Annotated in this window: 20 protein-coding genes; 4 read left to right on the plus strand and 16 right to left on the minus strand. The window is 48.6% G+C overall.

Annotated elements, in window-relative coordinates; translation table 11 throughout:
* Positions 1-25: 25 nt before the first annotated feature.
* The 3 genes from U8U68_RS09565 (at position 26) to U8U68_RS09575 (ending at position 3276) form a co-directional block, all read left to right on the plus strand.
* Positions 26-391, plus strand: coding sequence for a BlaI/MecI/CopY family transcriptional regulator (locus U8U68_RS09565; RefSeq protein WP_322200656.1), 366 nt, complete (start codon positions 26-28; stop codon positions 389-391).
* Positions 388-2685: a M56 family metallopeptidase gene (locus U8U68_RS09570; RefSeq protein ID WP_322200586.1), complete on the plus strand. Its 2298-nt coding sequence runs from the start codon at positions 388-390 to the stop codon at positions 2683-2685. Before U8U68_RS09565 ends, U8U68_RS09570 begins: the two co-directional genes overlap by 4 nt.
* 159 nt (positions 2686-2844) lie before the next feature.
* Positions 2845-3276 carry a transcriptional regulator gene (locus U8U68_RS09575; RefSeq protein WP_322200587.1) on the plus strand — a complete coding sequence of 144 codons (432 nt, stop codon included), beginning with the start codon at positions 2845-2847 and terminating at the stop codon, positions 3274-3276.
* Between the two features lie 405 nt (positions 3277-3681).
* On the opposite strand, the gene U8U68_RS09580 is transcribed toward U8U68_RS09575, so the two are convergent.
* The 15 genes from U8U68_RS09580 to U8U68_RS09645 form a co-directional block, all read right to left on the minus strand.
* Positions 3682-4695 (minus strand): restriction endonuclease, encoded by a 1014-nt coding sequence (locus U8U68_RS09580; RefSeq protein ID WP_322200588.1) that lies wholly within the window; start codon positions 4693-4695, stop codon positions 3682-3684.
* Positions 4696-4714: 19 nt separating this feature from the next.
* Complete coding sequence (locus U8U68_RS09585; protein ID WP_322200589.1) at positions 4715-5440, minus strand: M48 family metallopeptidase; 726 nt, start codon at positions 5438-5440, stop codon at positions 4715-4717.
* A gap of 5 nt (positions 5441-5445) precedes the next feature.
* Entirely contained in the window at positions 5446-8535 is a 3090-nt protein-coding gene (locus tag U8U68_RS09590; RefSeq protein ID WP_322200590.1) for a type I restriction endonuclease subunit R, read from the minus strand.
* Between the two features lie 79 nt (positions 8536-8614).
* A complete protein-coding gene (locus U8U68_RS09595) occupies positions 8615-8788 on the minus strand; it encodes a hypothetical protein (RefSeq protein WP_322200591.1) in 174 nt (57 codons plus the stop codon).
* Positions 8788-9306 carry a protein-tyrosine phosphatase family protein gene (locus U8U68_RS09600; protein ID WP_322200592.1) on the minus strand — a complete coding sequence of 173 codons (519 nt, stop codon included), beginning with the start codon at positions 9304-9306 and terminating at the stop codon, positions 8788-8790. The genes U8U68_RS09595 and U8U68_RS09600 overlap by 1 nt, the downstream gene beginning before the upstream one ends.
* Positions 9303-10577 carry a restriction endonuclease subunit S gene (locus U8U68_RS09605; RefSeq protein WP_322200593.1) on the minus strand — a complete coding sequence of 425 codons (1275 nt, stop codon included), beginning with the start codon at positions 10575-10577 and terminating at the stop codon, positions 9303-9305. The genes U8U68_RS09600 and U8U68_RS09605 overlap by 4 nt, the downstream gene beginning before the upstream one ends.
* On the minus strand, positions 10561-11145 hold the full coding sequence (locus U8U68_RS22780; protein ID WP_496196377.1) for a KwaA family protein: 585 nt from the start codon (positions 11143-11145) through the stop codon (positions 10561-10563). The genes U8U68_RS09605 and U8U68_RS22780 overlap by 17 nt, the downstream gene beginning before the upstream one ends.
* Positions 11146-11147: 2 nt before the next feature.
* Complete coding sequence (locus tag U8U68_RS09610; protein WP_322200594.1) at positions 11148-12062, minus strand: Kiwa anti-phage protein KwaB-like domain-containing protein; 915 nt, start codon at positions 12060-12062, stop codon at positions 11148-11150.
* Positions 12063-12072: 10 nt separating this feature from the next.
* Positions 12073-13602, minus strand: coding sequence for a type I restriction-modification system subunit M (locus tag U8U68_RS09615; RefSeq protein ID WP_322200595.1), 1530 nt, complete (start codon positions 13600-13602; stop codon positions 12073-12075).
* A 2-nt stretch (positions 13603-13604) separates the two neighbouring features.
* The gene (locus U8U68_RS09620; RefSeq protein ID WP_322200596.1) at positions 13605-14189 is read right to left on the minus strand and encodes a restriction endonuclease subunit S; all 585 of its coding nucleotides are present in this window, start codon (positions 14187-14189) and stop codon (positions 13605-13607) included.
* Between the two features lie 147 nt (positions 14190-14336).
* The gene (locus tag U8U68_RS09625; protein ID WP_322200597.1) at positions 14337-14582 is read right to left on the minus strand and encodes a DUF6061 family protein; all 246 of its coding nucleotides are present in this window, start codon (positions 14580-14582) and stop codon (positions 14337-14339) included.
* Between the two features lie 456 nt (positions 14583-15038).
* Complete coding sequence (locus tag U8U68_RS09630) at positions 15039-16166, minus strand: AAA family ATPase (RefSeq protein ID WP_367575806.1); 1128 nt, start codon at positions 16164-16166, stop codon at positions 15039-15041.
* A gap of 41 nt (positions 16167-16207) precedes the next feature.
* Positions 16208-16543: a plasmid mobilization protein gene (locus tag U8U68_RS09635; protein ID WP_322200598.1), complete on the minus strand. Its 336-nt coding sequence runs from the start codon at positions 16541-16543 to the stop codon at positions 16208-16210.
* A 2-nt stretch (positions 16544-16545) separates the two neighbouring features.
* On the minus strand, positions 16546-17619 hold the full coding sequence (locus U8U68_RS09640) for a site-specific integrase (RefSeq protein WP_322200599.1): 1074 nt from the start codon (positions 17617-17619) through the stop codon (positions 16546-16548).
* 2 nt (positions 17620-17621) lie between these two features.
* Positions 17622-17816 (minus strand): helix-turn-helix transcriptional regulator, encoded by a 195-nt coding sequence (locus U8U68_RS09645; protein ID WP_322200600.1) that lies wholly within the window; start codon positions 17814-17816, stop codon positions 17622-17624.
* A gap of 301 nt (positions 17817-18117) precedes the next feature.
* On the opposite strand from U8U68_RS09645, the gene U8U68_RS09650 reads away from it, so the two are divergent.
* Positions 18118-18606, plus strand: coding sequence for a helix-turn-helix domain-containing protein (locus U8U68_RS09650; protein WP_322200601.1), 489 nt, complete (start codon positions 18118-18120; stop codon positions 18604-18606).
* Positions 18607-18803: 197 nt separating this feature from the next.
* Here the strand turns inward: U8U68_RS09650 and guaA are convergent, their stop codons facing one another.
* Entirely contained in the window at positions 18804-20342 is a 1539-nt protein-coding gene (guaA, locus tag U8U68_RS09655) for a glutamine-hydrolyzing GMP synthase (RefSeq protein WP_322200602.1), read from the minus strand.
* Between the last annotated feature and the right edge of the window lie 779 nt (positions 20343-21121).

The following is a 21121-nucleotide window of genomic DNA, read 5'->3' on the forward strand; positions in this document are numbered from 1 at the left end:
TTGCAATAGTTTCAAGGAAAGGAAGATCCGCATGAAGCTGTTCGATTCAGAGTTAAAGGTAATGAACGTGCTTTGGCGCGGGGGCGACCGCAGCGCCAAAGAGATTTCTGACATCCTCAAAACAGAAACTGGGTGGAATATGAATACCACCTATACCGTCATCAAAAAGTGCATTGCAAAGGGGGCCATAGAGCGCAGCGAGCCGGGCTTCCGCTGTCACGCCCTCATACCCAAAGAGGCCGTGCAGGAGGCTGAGACCGACGAGCTTATCGGTAAGCTGTACGATGGCTCGGTAGATAAGCTGTTCGCCGCTCTGTTAGGACGCAAAAAACTCCCGGCAGAGCAGATTGCCCGGCTGAAAGAGATTATTGAGGGCGAGGTGAAGCTATGAGTCTCCTGCAAATGAGCCTGTCTGGCGGGGCTATCATCGTGGCAGTCCTGCTGGTCCGGGTGCTGTCTTTGCACCAGCTTCCCAAACGCTTATTTCCCATTCTGTGGGGGGTGGTGTTAACCCGCCTGCTGGTCCCGTTCTCCCTGCCGGCGGGGTGCAGTGTGTATTCGCTTTTTAGCAGGACAACGCCGGCCACCGTATATGAGCCTGTGCCCACAGGAATACATCGCTCCCCGCTGGCGGGCGAAGTCGCCGAAATGCCTACAATTACAGGCGGTACGGTCTCTATGGTTGATCCGTTGGGCATGATCTGGCTGACTGGTTTTTTGATTTTTGCCGGATACTTTGCGGTGGCCTATATCAGATGCCGCAGAGAGTTCAGGGAGGCCCTGCCTTTTTACAATTCCTATGTGAATGAGTGGCTTTTGGGACACCCGCTGCGCCGTTCCATGACCGTTCGTCAGTCGGACAGAATCCATGCGCCGCTGACCTACGGCATCCTGCGGCCTGTAATTCTTCTGCCCAAGTCAACCGATTGGACAGATCAAGAAACTTTAAACTATATACTGACCCACGAATGGATGCATATCCGCCAGTTTGACGGGCTGTTTAAGCTGCTTTTGCTCGCCGCCCTCTGTGTACATTGGTTCAACCCGTTGGTATGGGTCATGGTGCTTTTCGCCGACCGGGACATAGAGCTGGCCTGCGATGAGGCGGTGCTCCGTCAGTTTGGAAAGGATACCAGGGCCGGATACGCGATGGCGCTTGTCCATATGGAAGAGGCCAAAAGCGGGCCAGCGTTGATAGGCAGTCATTTCAGCAAAACTCCTATTGAAGAAAGGATACAGGCTATTATGAAGATAAAACGGAATTCGATTGTCGCGCTATTACTGGCGGTTAGCCTGGTGGGTGGCACTGCGGCCTTATTTGCCACCACCGCTAAAGCGGAGACCACCGCCAGGGGTGGGTGGGAGTCCACGTATGATCTGGTGGACAAAGACACGCTAATGTCATATACAGATGCGGAGGGTGTCACCTACTATAGCTGGGACGATGGTGAAACCTGGACGGCGATGACGGACGAAGAGTTTGCCGCAGCCTATCCCGATCCCTACGTGGAATGGTGGACCGCCGAAGAATACGCCGCCTGGCTGGAAGATGAGAAAAAAGCGCTGCATGGCATGATCGGCTCTAAAGGATGGACGCCCAGCACCGGCTGGTTTACCTGGACCCAGGAGATGGTGACGGAAACAATCGCCGAATATGAGGAAATGCTGGAGATGATCCAAAAGGGCTATTTGGTGTCTAAGACCGTGGATGGCGCGGAGGACACGATGTTGGTGGTGAATCCTCTGGATCAGGTGCTGGGCAGTGGCGATAGAGCTTACACAGTGACCGACAAGACCGCCGAAGCCGGCAGGGAATCCTCTTTTAATAATGTGGATTATGGCAGCCTCTTTGATGACTATAGGCGCTGTGGACTTACCTTCCAGAACCATGACGGCAACCTGTACTGGAAAGGCCAGCGGGTACGCATCTTTGTGGATGGCGCGGAGTGCGGCGGGGGCTTTGTCTCCACCTATGAGCACTACGACCCAGAGGGGGCCATCGACGTGCGTACGGTCCGGGAACGGATTGACAACGGGGACGGCAGTGAGGACTGGAGGGGTCCACTGGTGCGGCTGGAAGAATTCACCCCTGACCGGATGTTTTTGGACGCGCTGGAGGGTCAGAAATATGTGGGAGCTGAAATACAGTATGAGGCCGAGCACACCGCCAAGGAGCTGGAACGCTATGCTCCCTTTGGCCTAGTCGGAAAAACCAACGCGGCTACCGGCGAGTTGATCATGAATTGGAATGGCCGGCCAGTACGCAGTCTTTTCGACGAGGAGCGCCAGCTGTGGATTGCCAATAGCCTGGGCGGAAACGGCTTGAATTTGGAGGCGGTCTATGAGAACGGCAAGCTCACCGGCGTACGTGAAAGCCAGGAGAAGGGATTTGTGGAGAGCGGCGCCGTCATAAACGCGGAAGCCGCCGTCGAAGAGGGTGACGGTGCCTCTGGGGAGACCATTGCCGAACACATGGAGCGTTATGCCCCCTATGGTGTGAGCTACCAGGAGAGAGATGGCAGGAAAACCATTCGCTATAAGGGTCGGGCTGTGAAAAGCTTTTCTGACTTGCGCCCGGACGGCGGTGTGTTCTCAGTAGGTTCCACTGATGGAGGGGAGAGTGATCTGGCTACGGTCTATGACCGTAATGGAAAGCTGTGTGGAGTAAGAGTCGTGGAAACCTAAAAAATCAAAAACAGAGTACGAGCGTGGAGAAACCTTTCCTTCACGCTTGTACTCTGCAATGGGGGAGATTTATCCGGCGAATCAAGTGCAGCTACTTAATCCATGTTGCGCGCATCTGGCTAGGTAAGCAATTGGCAACACCGCACAATTCATTCTGCCATGGGGGATTTCCTTTGCGCCAATCTTGCTAAGCCAAAGAAAGACTTGACGGCTGTACTGGCACAAGCTCTCGACGTTGGGCCGCAGGCTCTGGGCATATCAGACATTGACAGCTACATCAGGCTTATGCACACCGTATTTACCCTTGAGGACATTTACGGACTTGCCGTCAGAGAATCAGACGGTGAAATCTGCTTAAAGATCAGCAAAGAGAAAAATAAGGATGCCGCCGGACTGCTGAAAATGCTCTGCGCTTGGAAAGAACAAGCGGACAAGCTCTCTGCTGAGGAAATCAGCAGGGAAGATTGCGACCAGTGGCGGTACAATTACCCGAAGTTTGACACCACGCAGCATTGGGCGAAAGTGCCATCACAGGAGCTTAGTGATACTCTCGTTAACGCATTCAAAGGCCGCCTTCAATCTGACAAATAAAGACGACAAAACGCCCTTAGCCGTGTTACCCACAGTTAAGGGCATTCTAATATGGATTGTTATATCAAAAGGCCTTTCCCTTTATTCTCTCACCCGTAAACCAGTGAACAGCAAGAATAATGGCTCCTGTACAACTGTTATCAAAAGAGCTCTTGAAGTGCCGCAAACCCGCATAAACACTGGGCTTTTGCGACCTCTCGATTTATTCCCACTCGCTCCTGCCAGAAGTTTTCTAAACATATTTGCTTATGGGATTTAGCTTAGAGTATTGGTATTCTTTTCATTATTCAGATAGTAGAGGCTATCTGATTTTTTGTTGCCATGGTGTTGCCAGTAAATTGAGGATGATTTACATCTTACAAACCAATTATATAATACAATTGATTCTTCATCAAAGCATTTTAATTACTGATCATCGTTGCTCACGACCCAAATTTTTTTGAGCGGAATCAGTTCTTTGATTTCATCGTCCATCTGATCGTAATATCGCAGGAATTCCTCAATAATTTCTTTGTGAGTCCAAAGCCGGATTTCAAAGAACTGTTTGGCCGTCTCGTTGATAACTGAAGATTTGAACCCACTCCATGACACTAACAAGCCATATTCGGCACTAAAGTTTTTCATCACCCCGCCCAACTGATCCAAAACAACCCGATCTACTGGCGCGTCCGTGGACTTAACCTGAACACAGATTTTGGGACTTCCAAAACCAAGTGTGCCCGCAGAAGCCAGAATGTCCACACCTTTATCCGGTCCGGCCGGACTAACATATGTAGTGAATCCCTTTGCCCGAAGAATTGCATCTACAATTTTTGCTAAACCATGCCCCTTGGTCTTTTGGATAATCAGGTTTGTGATAACCCCCAAAGCTTCATTTTCAATATCCCGTGTTTCTTCATCATCCTGCGACTCTTGCGGAATAATTTGGGGTGCTTTCTTTCCCTGCTTATGTGCATTGATGACGGCTTTTATGCGATCTTCCTGCTTAATACGGCAAATGGTCATAAAGGCCCCCAAAGAATATAAGATGTCCTGGTCGAAAGCTGTACGGGGGATATCACAGGCAAACCAATCAACTTGATGTGCATGATAATAAGGATTATTGTTGTTAGATAAGAATTCATAATCCCCCATGATTTTGCCAAAATGAATTACAGGCTTGATCTTGCTGGGGAGGACAACGATCTCTCCCTTTTTCATCTCATGGGCAAACGGCCATACCTGGCTTGCCCAGTTCATCGCTGTTTTTACCTTTACAACTGGGTTATTGTCCGCAAAGTATTGCTGTAAGTCCTGCTTGGTGTGGAACTGCATGATTGATTCGGTGAGATTGTCCCAGGTGCAATATACCCTATTATCTTCAAGAAATTTATTTTCAAACTCGCCATATCGTCCGGTGCGACATAACCACATCGGCATTATTTTTCCTCCCTATCGTTTATAGCCAAAATGTTGCACTACGATCTAAAACTGTCTTGCGTTCTTTCCAATCAGGCATTAGCATGGCCAAAAAACTATAAAAATGCTTTGAATGATTTGGGTGGATAAAATGACAGAGCTCATGCATTACGACATATTCGATACAGTTTCGGGGGGCTTCCAGTAAACGCTTGTTCAGTGTAATAACCCCCTTTTTTGCCAAGCAAGAGCCCCACCGTGTCTCCATATCACGAATCCGTAATGTCGGCATAGGCACTCCATATTTTTTGAATACTGGGTAGATTTCTGAAATAATCTCTCCAAAAATAGTTCGACATTGCTCATCCAGGTAACGAGTCACCATCCTTTGCTTTTTCGCAAAGTCTTCGGTGTCTTTCACATAAAGTTGCAAAAATATCCCATCGGAGGAAATTGTGTCCCGCAGATTTTTCTCCACTTTCAGTCGAACTCCTCTTCCTAGCAGATAGAAAGTCTCTCCACTGACATATTGCTTGGGCTGAGGTGCATACTGTGCCATCTCACGAAACTTTCTTTGTGCTGAACGGATATAGGCTCCTTTGCTCACTACAAAATCGTCAACTTTTTCAGCTGGGACATCTGGATTAGCTGAAACATAAACCATACAATCCTTATGAATCCGCAGATTGAGATTTTTCACCGGCTTCTGTTCCAGCAGATAGTGGATCTCATTATTTTCATATAAGACGGTTCTTGCCTGTGCCATTGTTGTCAAAACCTCCGAAGTGCTACTGTTTTAACATTTTCGATGATCTTATCAATGGTGTCAAAAGACAGTTTTAATCCCCATTCTTTCTCATAGTCATAAAAAAGGTCATCAATATCCTGCGAGATTCGATCGTGGATTGTTTTGTTGTTGCTCCAATCCACTTGACTGTGATTGGCCACAATTTTTGTAATCTCTTCCGCAATCTCTGCAGCAAAATCAGGAGAAACTTCTGCTTCCTTTGCTTCATCAAACACCGCTGACAGAACACCATAAAACGCCTGGGCGTGAACATTATTTTTGATGGATTCCGGATAGGTCACGGTGCTTTTCCCAGTGTGATAGTCTTCCATGATGGTACGCATCTTTGCCAGATATTCGGCCTCAGAGATTACCTTTTCCTTGTACTGCTCCAATGCGTCCTTGATCCGCTTGGAGAAACTGTCGTAATAGGCGGGATTCTCCTGATACTTTTCGCTGATACTGCGGGTCAATTTGCTGGTAATAGCATCTGCCTTTGCTCGAAGAGATCCCAATTCCTCCAATTCCCGCTCAAAGTCATCCTTGTTTAGAATATCAATGGGGCTGGTAATTTGCTTCAGGCCAGCTACCGAGAGGTGTGTATCAAGAAGATTTTGCATCAGCGGCTCATATTCCCGGTTATCAATGGCATCGCAGTAACGAATTTTCACGCTGCGGCGTACCTTAGAGAAAAAGATAAAGGTGTTTTGATACTGCTTCAATTCATCTTTCGGAACGGCTGTATAAGCCTGTTCCGCATTCAGCACCATATTTAACGCTTTACCAAAAGCACAGAGAAGATTATAAAAGTTCTCTCGCTTCTTATCGTCAGCAAGAAACACTTCCACTTCTTCGGTGTCGCACGGATTTTTCAAGTCTGCAAACAGTTCCGTCAGCCGGGTATAGGCTTCCCGCAGGCCAGCCACAGAGGACATAACATCCACCACGACACCCTTCAGGTCTCCGCCGTCAAAGTTCTCCAGCCCGGCGCCGCTGTACAGATCCATAGCGGTATCCAGCTTTTCAATCAGTCCACGGTAGTCCACAATGAGACCGTAGTCCTTGCCTTCATATAGACGATTGGTGCGGGCGATAGCCTGGAGCAGACCGTGTTCTTTCAACTCTTTGTCGATGTAGAGTACCTGGCAGATGGGGGCATCAAAGCCGGTAAGCAACTTACTGCACACGATGAGAATATCGATGTCCCCTGCGCAGAACTGGTTCTTCATTGCCTCTTCGTAGGCATCTGCGTCACCGTAGCGGTTCATCATTTTATTCCAGTAGGCAATGACCTTATCGTCGGCACCCTCGTCTATATCGTCTACACTTTCCCGCAGATCAGGCGGTGAGATCACCACAGCACAGTTCAAATCCCCAAATTGCTCAAAACATTCCAGATACCGAATCGCATCCCGCTTGTAGTTAGTGGCCAGCATAGCTTTAAAGCCAGTGTCTTTGTATCCTTCGATGAAGTGCTCATTGATGTCCAGAGCAATCCGCTTGATACGAGCATCGGTAGAGGTCAGGCGGCGAATGCTGCTCCATTTCCGGGAAAGATCATCCCGCTGCGCTTCCGTAAGCCGCTTGGTGGTCTGTTTGAACCAGAGGTCGATATTTGCCTCGTCCACATTCTGTTCCACAAAGCGGCCTTCGTAAATGAGCGGCACAATGGCTCCATCTTCCACGCCATCCTTGATGGTATATTTATGGATCAGCTTTCCGAACTTCGCCATGGTATTCTTCTCTTTTTTCATCAAAGGCGTTCCGGTAAAGCCGATGTAGCAGGCATTGGGGAATACCGCTCTCATTTTCGTAGCCAGCAGGCCATAGTTGGATCGGTGGCTCTCATCCACCAGCAGGAACACATCCCGTGAAAAGTTTTTATGCTCCATTTTCTCAGCGGTGTTGAACTTATTGATGATGGTAGTAACCACATCCGCCTTGCCGTTATTCAGCAGCTCCACCAGATTCCGTCCACTGGTGGCCCGGGCCGGATTGAGGCGGGTGTGCGCAAAGGTGGCAGCAATTTGCCGATCCAGTTCCTTGCGGTCCGTGACAACGACTACTTTCGGGTTACAGTCGGACAGTTCCATTAAGATATACTTTGCCAGCATAACTATGGTCAGGCTCTTGCCGCTGCCCTGAGTGTGCCAGATGACGCCACTTTGACGGTCGCCCTTTTCATCCGGCTGCTGAATGGTTTTGATTATTTCTTTGATAGCGAAATACTGCTGATACCGGCAAATCTTCTTTACATTGGCGTCAAAGAGCACAAAGTACCGGATCAGTTCCATGACCCGTTCTTTGCTGAACAGAGAAATCAGATTCAGATCCTGCTCAGTGGGGGTGCGGTCAGTTATATGCTGGGCCAGTGCCTCTTCCAGAAAAGCAGTATCTTGCTCCTTCCAAATATTCCAGAACTTCTTAGGCGTGCCGGTGGTGGCATACTTCACCGCGTTTTTATTGGTAGCCATCACAATCTGAACAAATTTGTAGAGCTGTGGGATATACTCTTTTTGCTGGTTGCGGATATTCTGCTCCACAGCCTGCTCCACGCTGATCTGGGACGTTTTACACTCAATGACAGCGAAGGGGATACCGTTGATAAACAGCACAATATCCGGACGAGCGTTGTGAAGCTTGTCCCGACTGTCTACTGCAAACTCCTCGGTAACATGGAACAGGTTGTTCTCCGGATGTTCCCAGTCAATGTATTTCAGATTGAAACTGAGGGTTTTGCCCTCACCTACAGTCTCTGGATAGCTTTTGCCCAGCAACAGGGCATCATAGATTTTTTCACTGGAGCGGATCAGGCCGTCAGTTAAAGGCTCATCCAGATCTTCCATAGCCCGCTCGATGTTGGCGGCGGAAAACTCGTTTTCCGCACCGGCGAAGGCATAGCGATTGAGCCGCCGCAGCTGGCCTCGGAGAATGTCTTTCAGCAGCACATGGTATCGGCTGCCTCTCTGCGCCTCGCAGTCCTCCGGTGATATATAGGTATAGCCTATGGACCGCAGCAGATCAATGGCCGGCTGCTGGCTGATATTCTTTTCTAAGTACAGGGATTTGTCCATGGTTGCCTCCTTTCGGAAATATCAGTAAAAGCAGGAATAGCGGGGCGGGAAATCCCGCCTCGCTCTCCTGTCTCTGGATTTACTTTTCTTTGCGGACTCCCTTAAAAGGAGTTCCATCCTTTTTGACATCCATAAAACGACCGATGTCACTGTCTCGTTTTACCCATTGTTTTGTAACAGGGTTGAAAGTCTGAGAACGGTCTTTTACCGCACCGTTTCTATGTCCGTCACCGCTGGGGGGATTGGTTGCCATTATGTATTCACCTCCTCTACTGGATTCTGTACAAAGTCTCTCCAAAGGGACTTAACAGTCAAAAATATATTTCTTTTCGGCATATATACAGGGTATATTTCCTTTAATTTTTGAACAGAGGTATCGAAATCGGCATATTTGAATGCCCCCAAGCGTGCAATATATAGTAAGCCAATTGTTGGAGCCCGCGATTCCCCCTGGTTGCAATGAATAAGGATTTTGTACCTCTGAAGTCTATACTCATCCAAAAATGAAAAAGCGGTATCAAACATATCTCGATTAAAGTCCAAATAATTTTCACTAAACCGATCCATGTCAACAAGATTAAGTGCCATTTCATTTTCAATGCGCTTTAACGCATAATTGGGATGGGTAGGAGGTAAAGTGCCACGATACCCTACAAATTGGCAGTGAAATGGATGCTTACAGCAATGTAGGATTGTCCAATTTCTCTCCCGCTGTATTGCATAGTAATCTTGCTCATTGCCGATAAAAATGTCATGATATATCTCTTTCACACTTTCACCCTCACAATGCCCGTCAACAGTAGTTGCATCAGGGCTTTTTTCTTTTGTTTTTCCTGCTCGATGTCCTGCTGGAGCAGGTCGATTTCTCGGTCAGCGGCAATAAAAGTATCCGCTATCGCTTTTTGTTCTTCTGCATCAATAGGCAAATACAATTTGTTCGAGATAAATGTATCATTTGTAATGTTAATTGTGTTTTTTGCCCCTTTCTGTACAATTGGCAACAGATAATTTCGCGCACAAATAGCAGATTGAAAATATGTGTGTAAAAAGTATCCAAGACCAAATGTCATGGGTATAAATACTCCATATAGCGGCGAAACTGCAACAGTTTCCTGCAATAAGTTCTGCTTAACAATTCCATATAGAAAATCTCCGGTAGGACTTTTGGTGTATATGATATCTCCATAATGAGCCACAGAATAGTTTGAAGTATCATTTGCTGCATAGCTTCTTCCTAAATGTTCAACTTGGTCTACTACACCTTTTTGAACTGCTACCGAACAAATTCTCAAATTTTGCTCGACATTCTTCTCTTTTCGCTCAGAAAGAACCTCGCATAGTTTTATATTTTTCCACTCACCACTAAACCCCGGAAGACGCTTTCTACCGGTCAAAAGCTGCTGCATAAGATACTTTCTCTGCCGCTGCTTATCCGCAAGGCGTTTTTCTTTCAGCTCAATTACTTTGTCCTGGGTGGTGAGGATGGCAGCAATTTTTCGTTGTTCTTCAATGGGTGGCAGTATGATTTTGCTTTTTAAAAAGCGATCTTGCCCCAGAGTTTTGTTTCGCCCTGCTCCTCCAGGAGAGGCTGCCTCCAGAATATCGGTTCCTCGTTTTGTCAAAAAATAAGAAATCAGGTAATCGACATCAACTCTATCGTTTACTGGACGGTACATTGGAAAACGGTGGGAGCCAATCATTCCTACTTCAGATTGTGTGGTCTTCCCGATTGCCTGTTCCCATGCGAAAACAATATTCACGATAAAGCAGTCCGGCTCAATCCAAAAGACCGCCTTGTTTCCCAGCGCTGCACCTGTAATGGGTTCTTTATAGAAGAGGCCTTTTCCATGGGAACGGATACCGATTTGAGTGTACAATTCGTTAGGCTTAACCTCCACCGGTTTCTCCACACGGCTAAGGCAATCTCCAAGCATATGCACATCCCAATCGACAGGGAGAATACCTGCTTTTGTTTTTTTATATCCCTCTGGAACATTTCCGTGCCGGATTTGATCTATTCGCTGCTTAGTTTCTGTCTTCATGTTTCCTCCTAAAAAAGGTAAACTCAAACTCTGAAACATCAATATCTATGATGTTCCCTTCCGAAAGTTTTATCGGAGAGATAATAAGTTTTGATATAGTAGTTTGATGTGTCTCGTACTCGACTTCATAGATATAGCTCTGAAAAATGTTAACTGTAGGATTCATAAAGAAGAGATCATTTTTGATATAAACAATACCCAATACAAAAAGTAAAAGTAATAAAACCGTCAAATCGATTGGATCTGTTAGCGAAAATTCAATTAGGGCCAAAATAAACAGCGAATAGTATGCAAGATAGTATTCCACAGACCGATTTTTTACTGTTTTAAGCGTTATAGTATACACGCTGGTCCTTTGATTACGTTTCAGCAAACAATGTAATACTAGTCCGATAAGAAGAATTACTATAATTTCCCCAATCAAATATGGATTTAGATAAATACTTTTCCAGGAATACTTCCATGGTTTGTCCAGTACATTTCTGATTCCCAATAGTATCTCTTTGATCCACATAATCAAAAACATCGGTAAAAATGCAGAGAGATACATCACCAACTTCCGGAGCATAACTATACCCCCTTGGTATGAACCAAACTATCAGAAAACAAATCTCGTGCATATGTTAGCCGAAGAATATCTATAATCAAATCTCTTACAGACGGAGTAAACTTAATGCAATCATTCTTATCATAAGCAAGATCTTTAAACTCATCATACTGAGAAAGAGTGTGCTTTACTGTTGCAGGCTCTAAAGCAGAAAAATCTCCAACTGCTTTCTCCAATGCACGTGCGAGTTTCGTGGTCGCACCTTTTTTGCCGACAACATCCTCATAAAATGACTTTGGATTATCTAAGAATTTCCAATTTTCAATTTCAGCTTTCTTAGCGGCAACGGTACGCTTTGATTTTTCATAATAACTAAATACTTTTTCAAAAGCTGTCTCCTGAAGGACAAAGACATCTTCAGCAACAATTGCAGTATCGATACAACCATTAAGTACAAAAATCTCTTCATCCTTCTGTTTAATGGTATTTGCTACAAAACCGAATTTTACACTACGTTTATACCATGATTCAACTTTGCGATACTGCGCGATTAAATAAGCTCTCTCAACATGATCGTCTTTTACTCTCTCATAGGCTAATACAATGGCAGCATAATTGTCAGTAAAATTCTCTTTATTTAAAATAATTCCATTCTGATCAGCGGTAGATAAAGCAACTATCATGTTGTTCCAATACGGCAGGTCAGCCAGTGGTATTTTTTTAATTGTTCCTTTTTCACTATGCACACTATCGTATTCTGCAATCTTTCTTTCCCCACAAAAGTGCTCATAATTCGTAGCATAGGTCTCCTTGATTTTTTGATCCAGTGCATTAGGAAACACAACGGCTTCATATTGGCCTTTATACCCCTTCTTTTTAAGCAAATATACACGTACATTAGAGTTATCATCAACGATAATATCTTTAATACGCTCCATGTTATCCTCCTTATAACCCCAACTCTTTCAGATACTTCTTCATCTGTGCTTGAACCTGGGCCAGTTCCGCCTCGATATCAGCAATGCTTCGCTGCACCTCGTCGATATCTACCAGCTCTTCTTCCTCGAAGGTATCCACATACCGAGGAATATTCAGGTTGAAGTCGTTCTCTTTAATCTCGTCGAAGGAGGCCACATAGCTGTATTTATCTTCGTTCTGCCGTGCTTGATAGGCATTGACAATACGTTTAATATTGCTGTCTCGCAGGATATTCTGGTTCTTACCCTTTTCGAAGTTCCCGTCCCCAGAGGCGTCGATGAACAGCACATCCCGGCATGTCCGGTTCTTCTTGAATACCAGAATACAGGCAGGGATACCGGTGCCGTAAAACAGGTTAGCAGGGAGGCCAATGACTGCATCCAGCAGATTCATCTCAACCAGCTGACGGCGAATTTTTCCTTCGCTGGCTCCACGAAACAGAACACCATGAGGCAACACCACCGCCATGCGGCCGTTTTCCGCATCCAGGCTGGAAAGCATGTGCAGCACAAAGGCGTAGTCGCCTTTGGAAGTGGGAGGAACACCCCAATTAAAACGGTGATAAGGGTCCAGTTCAGCGGACATTTTCTTCTTGCCTTTGCTGTCCGCTTCGGCCTCCGAGAGGAATCCGCTGTCCCACTTGTCCAGACTGAACGGCGGATTTGCCACCACCACCTGGAAGCTCATCAAATCATCATCCTCAACATTCTGAGGATTGGAGAGGGTATCGCCCTGCCAGATTCTGGCGTCATCCACACCGTGCAGGAACATATTCATAGTGCAGAGAGCCCAGGTCTGAGCGTTGAGCTCCTGGCCATAGATAGCCACCTTGCCACTGGGTACTTTTTTATAGGCTTTCAGCAACAAACCGCCACTGCCGCAGGTGGGGTCGTAGATTCGGTCATTCTCCTTGGGCTGAACCAGAGAAGCCACCAGCTCAGAGACCTGGCTTGGCGTGAAGAACTCGCCTCCCTTCTTTCCAGCGTCAGAGGCGAACATAGCAATCATGTACTCGTAGGCATCTCCGATGATATCAGCGGAACCCAGCTGACTGGGACGCAGATCCAGACCGTTGAAATCCTCCAGCAGGTTGCGCAGGGTAGCGTTCTTCTCTTTGGGTTCGCCGAAGTCTACCTGGGAGTTGAAGTCGATAGCCCGAAATACATTGCGTAGCTTTCCACTGTTGTGTTCCTCGATGTGGTTCAGTGCCACATTGATTTTCTGGCCAATTTCAGCATCGTTCCGGTTGGCATAGAGATAGTCGAAGGTAGACTGCTCGTCCATTGCAAAGCGTTCCCGGCTCATGGCCCGTTCCACCCGGCGCATATCCCCGTCATACTGTTTGATATACCCTTCGCGCCTCTCTTTGGAAACATCGCTGAGGTACTTTACGAACAGCATGGAGAGGATATAGTCTTTATATCGGGAACTGTCAATCTTGCCACGGAAACTATCGCAAGCGTTCCACAGGATCTGCTCAATATCTTTTTTGGTTGTCATCTTCATTTTCCTTTCTTTGCTCTTTTGTACGCCTGATCTAGTAGGTAAGAATATAATTTTTCTTTTTCTGTTGCCAACTCTTTTAGAAGCTGATTCTCCTTCTTTGCCAGCAAATTTAGTTGTGCGATTTTGTACTGATCCTCAAGAGGAAGAAGCGTCAGTTCAAAGTCCGTCAAAAATTTTGCTGTTACTGCGCCAAGCATATTGCTAGTCGTGTTTTCGTAAACTTTCCGCTTCACTTTTTGGGTGTTCAGCAGCCAGAAAAGGTACTCGGGCAACAGGCTCTCATCTTCAACTCGAATCACTACAAAGTTTGAGGAAACCACCATTCCAGATGTAGTTTCATCAATCAGAACTGCTGTATAGGGAGCTGTAAGGCGGACAATGATATCTCCGCTTTGCGAGAGGTATTCTTCTTTCAGCGGTTCTTTTGCTTCATAGATATCGGCCTCATTCAATTGAATTGTCCCTTCCTGCTGGATACACCGCAGATTTATCAAGGGATATCGATACTCACTTGGCTCTTTGGCTTGTTTTCTCGACAAGACCAGGCCACTGCGAACACTCGCAAGGTCCTGCAATTTCATCCTTTCACCCCATTTGTCATGTTCTATAAATAACAGGCTCGTTTTAAAAAAAGTTTCTCTTTCGCGTTACTCTCATTATATACTAGACAATCGAATTTGTCAATAACGAAATTGTCATGTTTTAAAAATAACATTCATCTAGTACGCTTAACTTTTATCGTTCATATAACTGGCGCTTTTTAGATAGTTGGCAATGTCGCCGTTCAAAATCAGTTCCGCATAGGCCAGCGGATCATTATAGATCAGCCAGTCCAGTTCTGACCGCTGGTACATACTGTTCGCTACCTCATTCTCCACGGCGGTGCAGTCGATGGACAACAGGGTTCCATCTTCCATGCACAGCTCCACGCAGGCAGTGTCCGGGTTGAACTCACAGGACAAAATCTTTCTCATACTCGTTACCTCCCAATACTTGAATTTCAGTTGATTTTCCGCAGCGGCACAAGGGCCGTTTTGGTTGTTTTAGATACAGGCAAGCAATGCGTGTGGATAGCCACACACACGACTGGCAAGCAATGCGAGTGTTAATACACACTCCACATTTCCTGCCGTCTGCTTGTCGAGGGCAACGCCCCCAAGCCCCTTTTGAACACAGAATTTCATTCTGTGGCTGCGCGTTCTCCGAACACTTTTTGACCCTGTACCAGGTATCCTGTTTCGGGGCATAGGTTGTCGTGAAACGCGACATCCTCTGGTACTTTTAGGGTGCCCCATTTTAGAGCACCCTCCCGGAAGATGAGGTGGTAAAATACCCACCCCAGTTTTTTCGTTCCGCGACGGTTGCGACGGTCGCAACAGTGCTGGGAGTACCCCTCAAAACACCGTCGCGACCGTTGCGAGCGTCGCGCTTTATTCGATTACTTCAAACGCGGGTGCTTCCACCACCATGTAAGTCAGCCGGATACGCCGTCCAGCATGCTTGGTTTTGTTCTCATACTTTACCTGATGTTCTTCCAGTAAGCGGCTGGCATTCACATTCAAATGCTTGGTAAGACGGTTCACCGCCATATCCGTTTGAATCGCTTGGGCCAGCTCGGTGGGACTGCCTTCCCATTCCCGGTTGTCAGCAGACACAATTTTTGCCACAGCTTCCAGCACTGGGTCCGGAGGCTGCTTCCAAAGCTCATTCTCTGCATGGTCGAGACCCCAAACCAGGCTCTCTTGGTCTTTGCTCAGATATAACCGCTGATCCGGCTGGTCTCTGCCTACCACCTCCAGGGTAGCCTTGCTATCCGTTCGCTTCACCTTCTGCATCAGGAACGCCCCATCCGCACAGCCCAGCAAGCCGGTTGTACCAGAAATCATCTCAAAGCTGTCTCCCGCAGGCTGCTTTCTGGTGTGGTGGACGATCAGGACGCAGACCCCATACCGATCGGCAAATTGCTTCAGCTTGCCGATCACCTCATAGTCGCTGGAATAGCTGTAGCTGTCGCTCACCGCTTCTCGGACTTTTTGCAGGGTATCCACGATAATGAGTTTGGTATCGCTGTGTTCCCGGACAAACTTTTCCAGCTGTTCATCCAGGCCACCGCCGATCATCTTGGCGCTTGTGGCGAAGTGGAGGGAGCTTGTCCCCTCCACGCCAAACATACGGAACATCCGGCGCTGCAAACGGCTCTCGTCATCTTCCAGAGCAAGATAGAGCACGGTTCCCTGGTGGACTTTGTAGCCCCACAGATCTTGCCCAGTGCTGACATGGTGGGCGATCTGCGCCACCAAGAAGGACTTACCGATTTTGGGCGCTCCAGCAAGGATGTACGCTCCTGTATAGAGCAGGTTCTCAATCACCGCAGACTTGCCCTCGAACACATTGTCCATCAGCTCGTCTAGAGTCACAGTGTGCAGGTAAGCCGGGTCGCTCATGCGGCGCATTTTCTGGTAAAGTTCCTCCAAATCTCTTTCCGGGGAATTGCTTTTTTCGTCCGGGTCTGGTATAGTGGTCTTGTAATTTTGAGAGATTGACCGCCCAGGGCTCATCTGCGCCAACAGATGAGCCCTGGGCGGTCATTTTCTTTTTCTCATCGGTCATAGGCAAAGTCCTCCTGCATCCCATTCATAATGGCAGCGATCATCTGGATGGTGTCCAGCAGCTCATCGTTCACGCCCTGTCCAGCTTCAATCTTGCGCAGCTCGTCCAGTACAGCGGCCAGCTGGTCCCGCAGCGCCTTGTAGACCCTGGGGTTTCCCTGGACCACCACATCCCGGCAAAGCAGCCGCCGGATGATGTAATCCTGCTTGGTCAGGCCGGTGAGCTTCACCGCCGTCTCGATCTGGGCGTCCTCCTCCGGGGAGACCCGGAAAGCCACGGTCTTGTTCCTCCAACGGTTGTGCTTGTCCAAATTCTTTGCTGACATTTTTAATTGCCCCTTTCCATGTTCAATTTGTCTGCCATTTCCGCCTGCTTGGACGGAAACAGGTGTGCGTAGTTGTAAGTGATGTCAATGCTCTCATGGCCCACTCGGTCCGCGATGGCCGTGGCAGAGAACCCCATGTCGATCAGAAGTGAAACCGCGCTGTGACGAATATCGTGGATTCTGATACGCGGTACTCCCGCTTCTTTGGCTCCCCGGTCCATCTCCCGGTGGAGATAACTCTTGGTGACGGTGAACATCCGGTCATCCGGCCCGATGCCGTAAAGCATTTTGATGTAATCCTGGATTTCCTCAGCCAGAAATTGCGGCATGGTGATGACCCGATTGCTCTTTTCCGTCTTGGGGGTAGTAATCAGGTCCTCGCCGTTCAGACGCTGATAGGACTTGTTGATAGACACGGTGCGCTTCTCAAAGTCAAAGTCCGCCGGGGTCAGGGCCAGCAGCTCCCCCTCCCGGATACCGCACCAGTAGAGCATCTCAAAGGCGTAGAAGGATAGCGGCTTGTCCATCATCACCTCGGCAAATTTCAGGTACTGCTCCTTGGTCCAGAACATCATCTCCCGGTTTTTCTTTTTGCCCATGCTGCCCGCCTTCTTGCAGGGATTTTCCCGGAGGTTGTAGTACCGAACCGCGTGGTTGAAGATGGCACTGAGTTGATTGTGAACTGTCTTAAGGTACACAGGTGAATAGGGCTGCCCCTTTTCATCCTTATGGTTCAGCATCTCGTTCTGCCAGGTGATAATCTGCTGGGCAGTGATGTTACACATTTTCAGCTTGCCGAAGTAGGGTAGCAGCTTGGTGCGGATGATGTGATCCTTGGTGGCCCAGGTGTTTTCCTTGAGCCGGGTCTTCATATCCGCCGTGTAGAGATCCACGAAGCTCTTAAAGGTCATGTCCAGATCAGCGCTGGTCTTGTTGAGCTGTTCGCGCTCCCAGGCTTGTGCCTCCCGTTTGGTCTTGAAGCCCCGCTTCTGGGTCTGCTTGCGCTCGCCGTTCCAGTCAGTGTAGCGGTAGACCGCCCGCCAGGTATTTGTCTTTTCTTCCTTATAGATTGCCATGATTAGCCCTCCTTTCCCGTCTTGCCATAGCAAAACTTCTCCATGAAAAAGTTCCGATTGACCCGCCCGGAGATGGTCAGATAGCCCTTCTCACGGAGTTCGGCGTTGAGCTTGTGGATCAACTTGTAGGCGTGGGACTTGGAGATGCCCAGCTCCTGGGCCACTTCCTCCACGCGCATAAAGTTTTGTGCCTGCATTGAAAACACCTTCCTTTCTTCTTTGATGGCTGCTGCGGATGGATATTGTGTTCCATAAATGCCTCCTCACTTTCGTCCGCCACTTTTTCCCGGATGTATAACCAGGGCTTGCGGCAGTTCTTTTTTATTTATCAGTTCTAAGCTATTATGCTTAGTCCATTGCCATTATACTAAGCAAAATGGCTTGTGTCAATCGGAGTACGCAAAATAAATTAAATAAAATTGTTTAAGATTCTCTTGACTTTACTAAGCATTTCTGCTACGCTTTTCCTAAGGACAACCAACGATTGGAGTTGATAATATGGCGATTGGCGAACGGATTCACTTTTTCCGTCTCCTGCGGGGGATGACACAGAAATATCTGGGCATGGCGCTGGGCTTCCCGGAGAAGTCTGCCGATGTGCGCTTGGCACAGTATGAAACAGGATCAAGAACCCCTAAGGCAGACCTTACCGCCGCCTTAGCCCAGGTACTGGATGTCTCTCCCCATGCCCTCTCCGTCCCGGACATAGACTCCTATGTAGGACTCATGCACACCCTGTTTACCCTGGAGGATAACTACGGGCTCAAGATCAGCGAGACGGATGGAGAAGTCTGCTTGAAGGTTGATGTGCGGAAGAGCAAGGACGCTGCTCGGTTGCATGAGATGCTTTGCTCCTGGCAGCAGGCCGCTGCCATGCTGGAGGCGGGCGAAATCTCCAAAGAGGATTACGACAAGTGGCGCTACCATTACCCTGAATTTGACAAGGCCCAGAACTATGTGAAGGTGCCGCCCCAGGACCTCTTTTGATCCTCTCACTTGTAGGCCACGGGAGAGGCCGTTTGTTGCACAAAATAATAATAAAAAGAAAAAGAGAGCTAACTGACTAATCAAAATCAGTTAGCTCTCTTTTTATGAATAATGAAAAAATGTTGCCAAATCGTTGCCACAAAGGGCCTTAACCCCTCAAAAACCCAGTCATATCAGGCTTTTCCGGGCCTCCGAAATCATTCCCACTCAATCGTCGCCGGCGGCTTACTGGTCACATCATAAACCACCCGCGTAATCCCTGGCACCTCGTTTACAATCCGATTGGATGCCTTACCCAAAAGCTCATAGGGCAGATGTACCCAGTCTGCTGTCATAAAGTCAGTGGTGTTCACTGCCCGCAGCGCAATGGTCTCCCCATAGCTGCGACCGTCGCCCATTACGCCCACACTCTTCGTGCCGGTGAGCACTGCAAAGTACTGGCCAATCTCCCGCTCCAGGCCGCTATTTGCCACTTCCTCCCGGAAGATGGCATCAGCCTCTTGCAGCAGCCGCACCCGTTCTGGAGTCACTTCGCCAATGATCCGCACCGCCAGCCCTGGCCCAGGGAAAGGCTGGCGCCATACCAGCGCTTCTGGGATGCCCAGCTCCAGGCCCACACGCCGCACCTCGTCCTTGAACAGGTCCCGCAGGGGCTCTACCAAGCCCTCAAAGCCAATATCTTCCGGCAGACCGCCTACATTATGATGAGACTTGATCACAGCCGCCTGTCCTGTTCCGCTCTCTACCACGTCGGGGTAAATAGTGCCCTGGCACAACAGCTCCATCTGGCCCAGTTTAGCTGCCTCGGCCTCAAACACTCGAATAAATTCCTCGCCAATGATCTTCCGCTTGCGTTCCGGCTCGGTTACCCCGGCTAGTTTGCCCAAAAAGCGCTCTCCCGCATTGACCCGGATAATGTTCATGTCGAATTCTTTTTGAAAGACCTGCTCCACCAGGTCGCCCTCGCCCTTGCGCAAAAGGCCGTGGTCCACAAAGATACAGGTTAAATTCTTGCCAATGGCCCGGTGCACCATCATGGCTGCCACAGAGGAGTCCACTCCGCCGGAAAGGCCACACAGCACCCGCCGGCCGCCAATATGCTCTTTAAGAGCCGCAATGGTCTCTTGGGCGAAGGAACCCATTTCCCAGTCGCCCTGGCATTGACATACGTTATATAGAAAGTTCTTGAGAATCTGGTTTCCCTGCTCTGTGTGGGCCACCTCTGGGTGGAACTGCACCCCATACAGCCGCTGCTCCCGGTTTTCCATGGCCGCTACCGGGCACCCAGCGCTGTGGGCGCAGGCGCTAAACCCCTGGGGCAGCCCGGCCACGGCATCGTTGTGGCTCATCCAGGTGACGCTTTTTGACACATTGGTAAAGAGGGGAGAGGAGGCGTCAAACGTTGTGTCGGTTTTACCAAACTCTGGCGCGCTGGTGGGCTCCACCTTGCCGCCCAGCACATGGGCCATCACCTGGGTCCCGTAACAGATGCCAAGCACAGGCACCCCCAGCTGGAACACCTGGGGGCTGCAAAGGGGAGCGTGGGGGGCATAGACGCTGCCTGGGCCGCCGGTAAAGATAATGCCCTTGTACCGGGCCAGCTGCTGGGGCGGGGTATTAAAGGGCTTGATCTCGCAGTAAACTTTCAGGTCACGGACCCGGCGGGCGATGAGCTGGGCGTACTGTCCGCCGAAATCCAGTACTACCAGTGCCTCGTGGCCTTGGACGGTTGGCATAAGCGACACGACCTTTCTAAACAAAATACAATTATGTTCTATCATACCATGTTTTTCGAAGTATTTCAATAGGGAGGTGGACACGGGGAGTGCCCAAAACGAGGAGATAAAAAACAAGCTCCCGGCGAGAGCCATGAAAAGTTTTGTCGTCTCCGCTGCCGCTTCGGTCGGCTCGGGACGAGAGCTGATGCAAAGCGTCCACTCTTTGCCACATGGCGACCCTCGCCCTTTTCAAAGGTTGCGGGGTTTGGAGACCTGGCTTTGCCAACTCTCCACCGCCGGAGGGGGAAGCCCCCCAGGGGGGAGCGCCCTGACCCCACCGAACCCAGCCGATTTCATCGGCAGGTGAGACTCCACTCTTTCGTCATAAACGCTTCTTTTCGGACACTCCCGTGGACACGCCTGTGGATTTGGGCGCTCTTGTGGGTTTGGCCGGTTTTCACCCGCAAAGTCCCTTGACAATTTTTGCTGGAATGCTATAATGTTTTTAAAGGGTCTTAGGGCCTGTTTGAACATAGAGAGAATGATGAATGTTTGACTAAGGGGGAGGTCCATTGCAAGGAGAATCCCGCAAGTCAACCGAGCCGGTTGACGAGGACTTTCCATGCGAAAAGGGGCCGCTTTCTGGGCCAAAAGACGGCGTTTTCGATGTTTCTAACAAGCCCTAGTAGAGAGTATCCTTTGATCTGGAGGTAGCCGCTGTTTATTGCGCAGGCGTACCAGGAGGCACCAAAGGTCGTTTGCTATAATAATTTTCATGAATTTTTTCTGGAGGGTTC

Source organism: Acutalibacter intestini, assembly GCF_034334985.1.
Classification (GTDB): Bacteria; Bacillota; Clostridia; order Oscillospirales; family Acutalibacteraceae; genus Acutalibacter; species Acutalibacter intestini.

Bases quoted from the DNA above. Each gene is read 5' to 3' on its own strand.
- U8U68_RS09610 (WP_322200594.1), bottom strand. From the start codon at position 12,062: ATGGAGCGTATTAAAGATATTATCGTTGATGATAACTCTAATGTACGT.
- U8U68_RS09645 (WP_322200600.1), bottom strand. From the start codon at position 17,816: ATGCAGGCACAAAACTTTATGCGCGTGGAGGAAGTGGCCCAGGAGCTG.
- U8U68_RS09650 (WP_322200601.1), top strand. From the start codon at position 18,118: ATGGCGATTGGCGAACGGATTCACTTTTTCCGTCTCCTGCGGGGGATG.
- guaA (WP_322200602.1), bottom strand. From the start codon at position 20,342: ATGCCAACCGTCCAAGGCCACGAGGCACTGGTAGTACTGGATTTCGGC.
- U8U68_RS09640 (WP_322200599.1), bottom strand. From the start codon at position 17,619: ATGGCAATCTATAAGGAAGAAAAGACAAATACCTGGCGGGCGGTCTAC.
- U8U68_RS09635 (WP_322200598.1), bottom strand. From the start codon at position 16,543: ATGTCAGCAAAGAATTTGGACAAGCACAACCGTTGGAGGAACAAGACC.
- U8U68_RS09580 (WP_322200588.1), bottom strand. From the start codon at position 4,695: ATGCCGATGTGGTTATGTCGCACCGGACGATATGGCGAGTTTGAAAAT.
- U8U68_RS09570 (WP_322200586.1), top strand. From the start codon at position 388: ATGAGTCTCCTGCAAATGAGCCTGTCTGGCGGGGCTATCATCGTGGCA.
- U8U68_RS09590 (WP_322200590.1), bottom strand. From the start codon at position 8,535: ATGGACAAATCCCTGTACTTAGAAAAGAATATCAGCCAGCAGCCGGCC.
- U8U68_RS09595 (WP_322200591.1), bottom strand. From the start codon at position 8,788: ATGGCAACCAATCCCCCCAGCGGTGACGGACATAGAAACGGTGCGGTA.
- U8U68_RS09620 (WP_322200596.1), bottom strand. From the start codon at position 14,189: ATGAAATTGCAGGACCTTGCGAGTGTTCGCAGTGGCCTGGTCTTGTCG.
- U8U68_RS09585 (WP_322200589.1), bottom strand. From the start codon at position 5,440: ATGGCACAGGCAAGAACCGTCTTATATGAAAATAATGAGATCCACTAT.
- U8U68_RS09625 (WP_322200597.1), bottom strand. From the start codon at position 14,582: ATGAGAAAGATTTTGTCCTGTGAGTTCAACCCGGACACTGCCTGCGTG.
- U8U68_RS09615 (WP_322200595.1), bottom strand. From the start codon at position 13,602: ATGACAACCAAAAAAGATATTGAGCAGATCCTGTGGAACGCTTGCGAT.
- U8U68_RS09575 (WP_322200587.1), top strand. From the start codon at position 2,845: ATGGGGGATTTCCTTTGCGCCAATCTTGCTAAGCCAAAGAAAGACTTG.
- U8U68_RS09630 (WP_367575806.1), bottom strand. From the start codon at position 16,166: ATGAGCCCTGGGCGGTCAATCTCTCAAAATTACAAGACCACTATACCA.
- U8U68_RS09605 (WP_322200593.1), bottom strand. From the start codon at position 10,577: ATGAAGACAGAAACTAAGCAGCGAATAGATCAAATCCGGCACGGAAAT.
- U8U68_RS22780 (WP_496196377.1), bottom strand. From the start codon at position 11,145: ATGCTCCGGAAGTTGGTGATGTATCTCTCTGCATTTTTACCGATGTTT.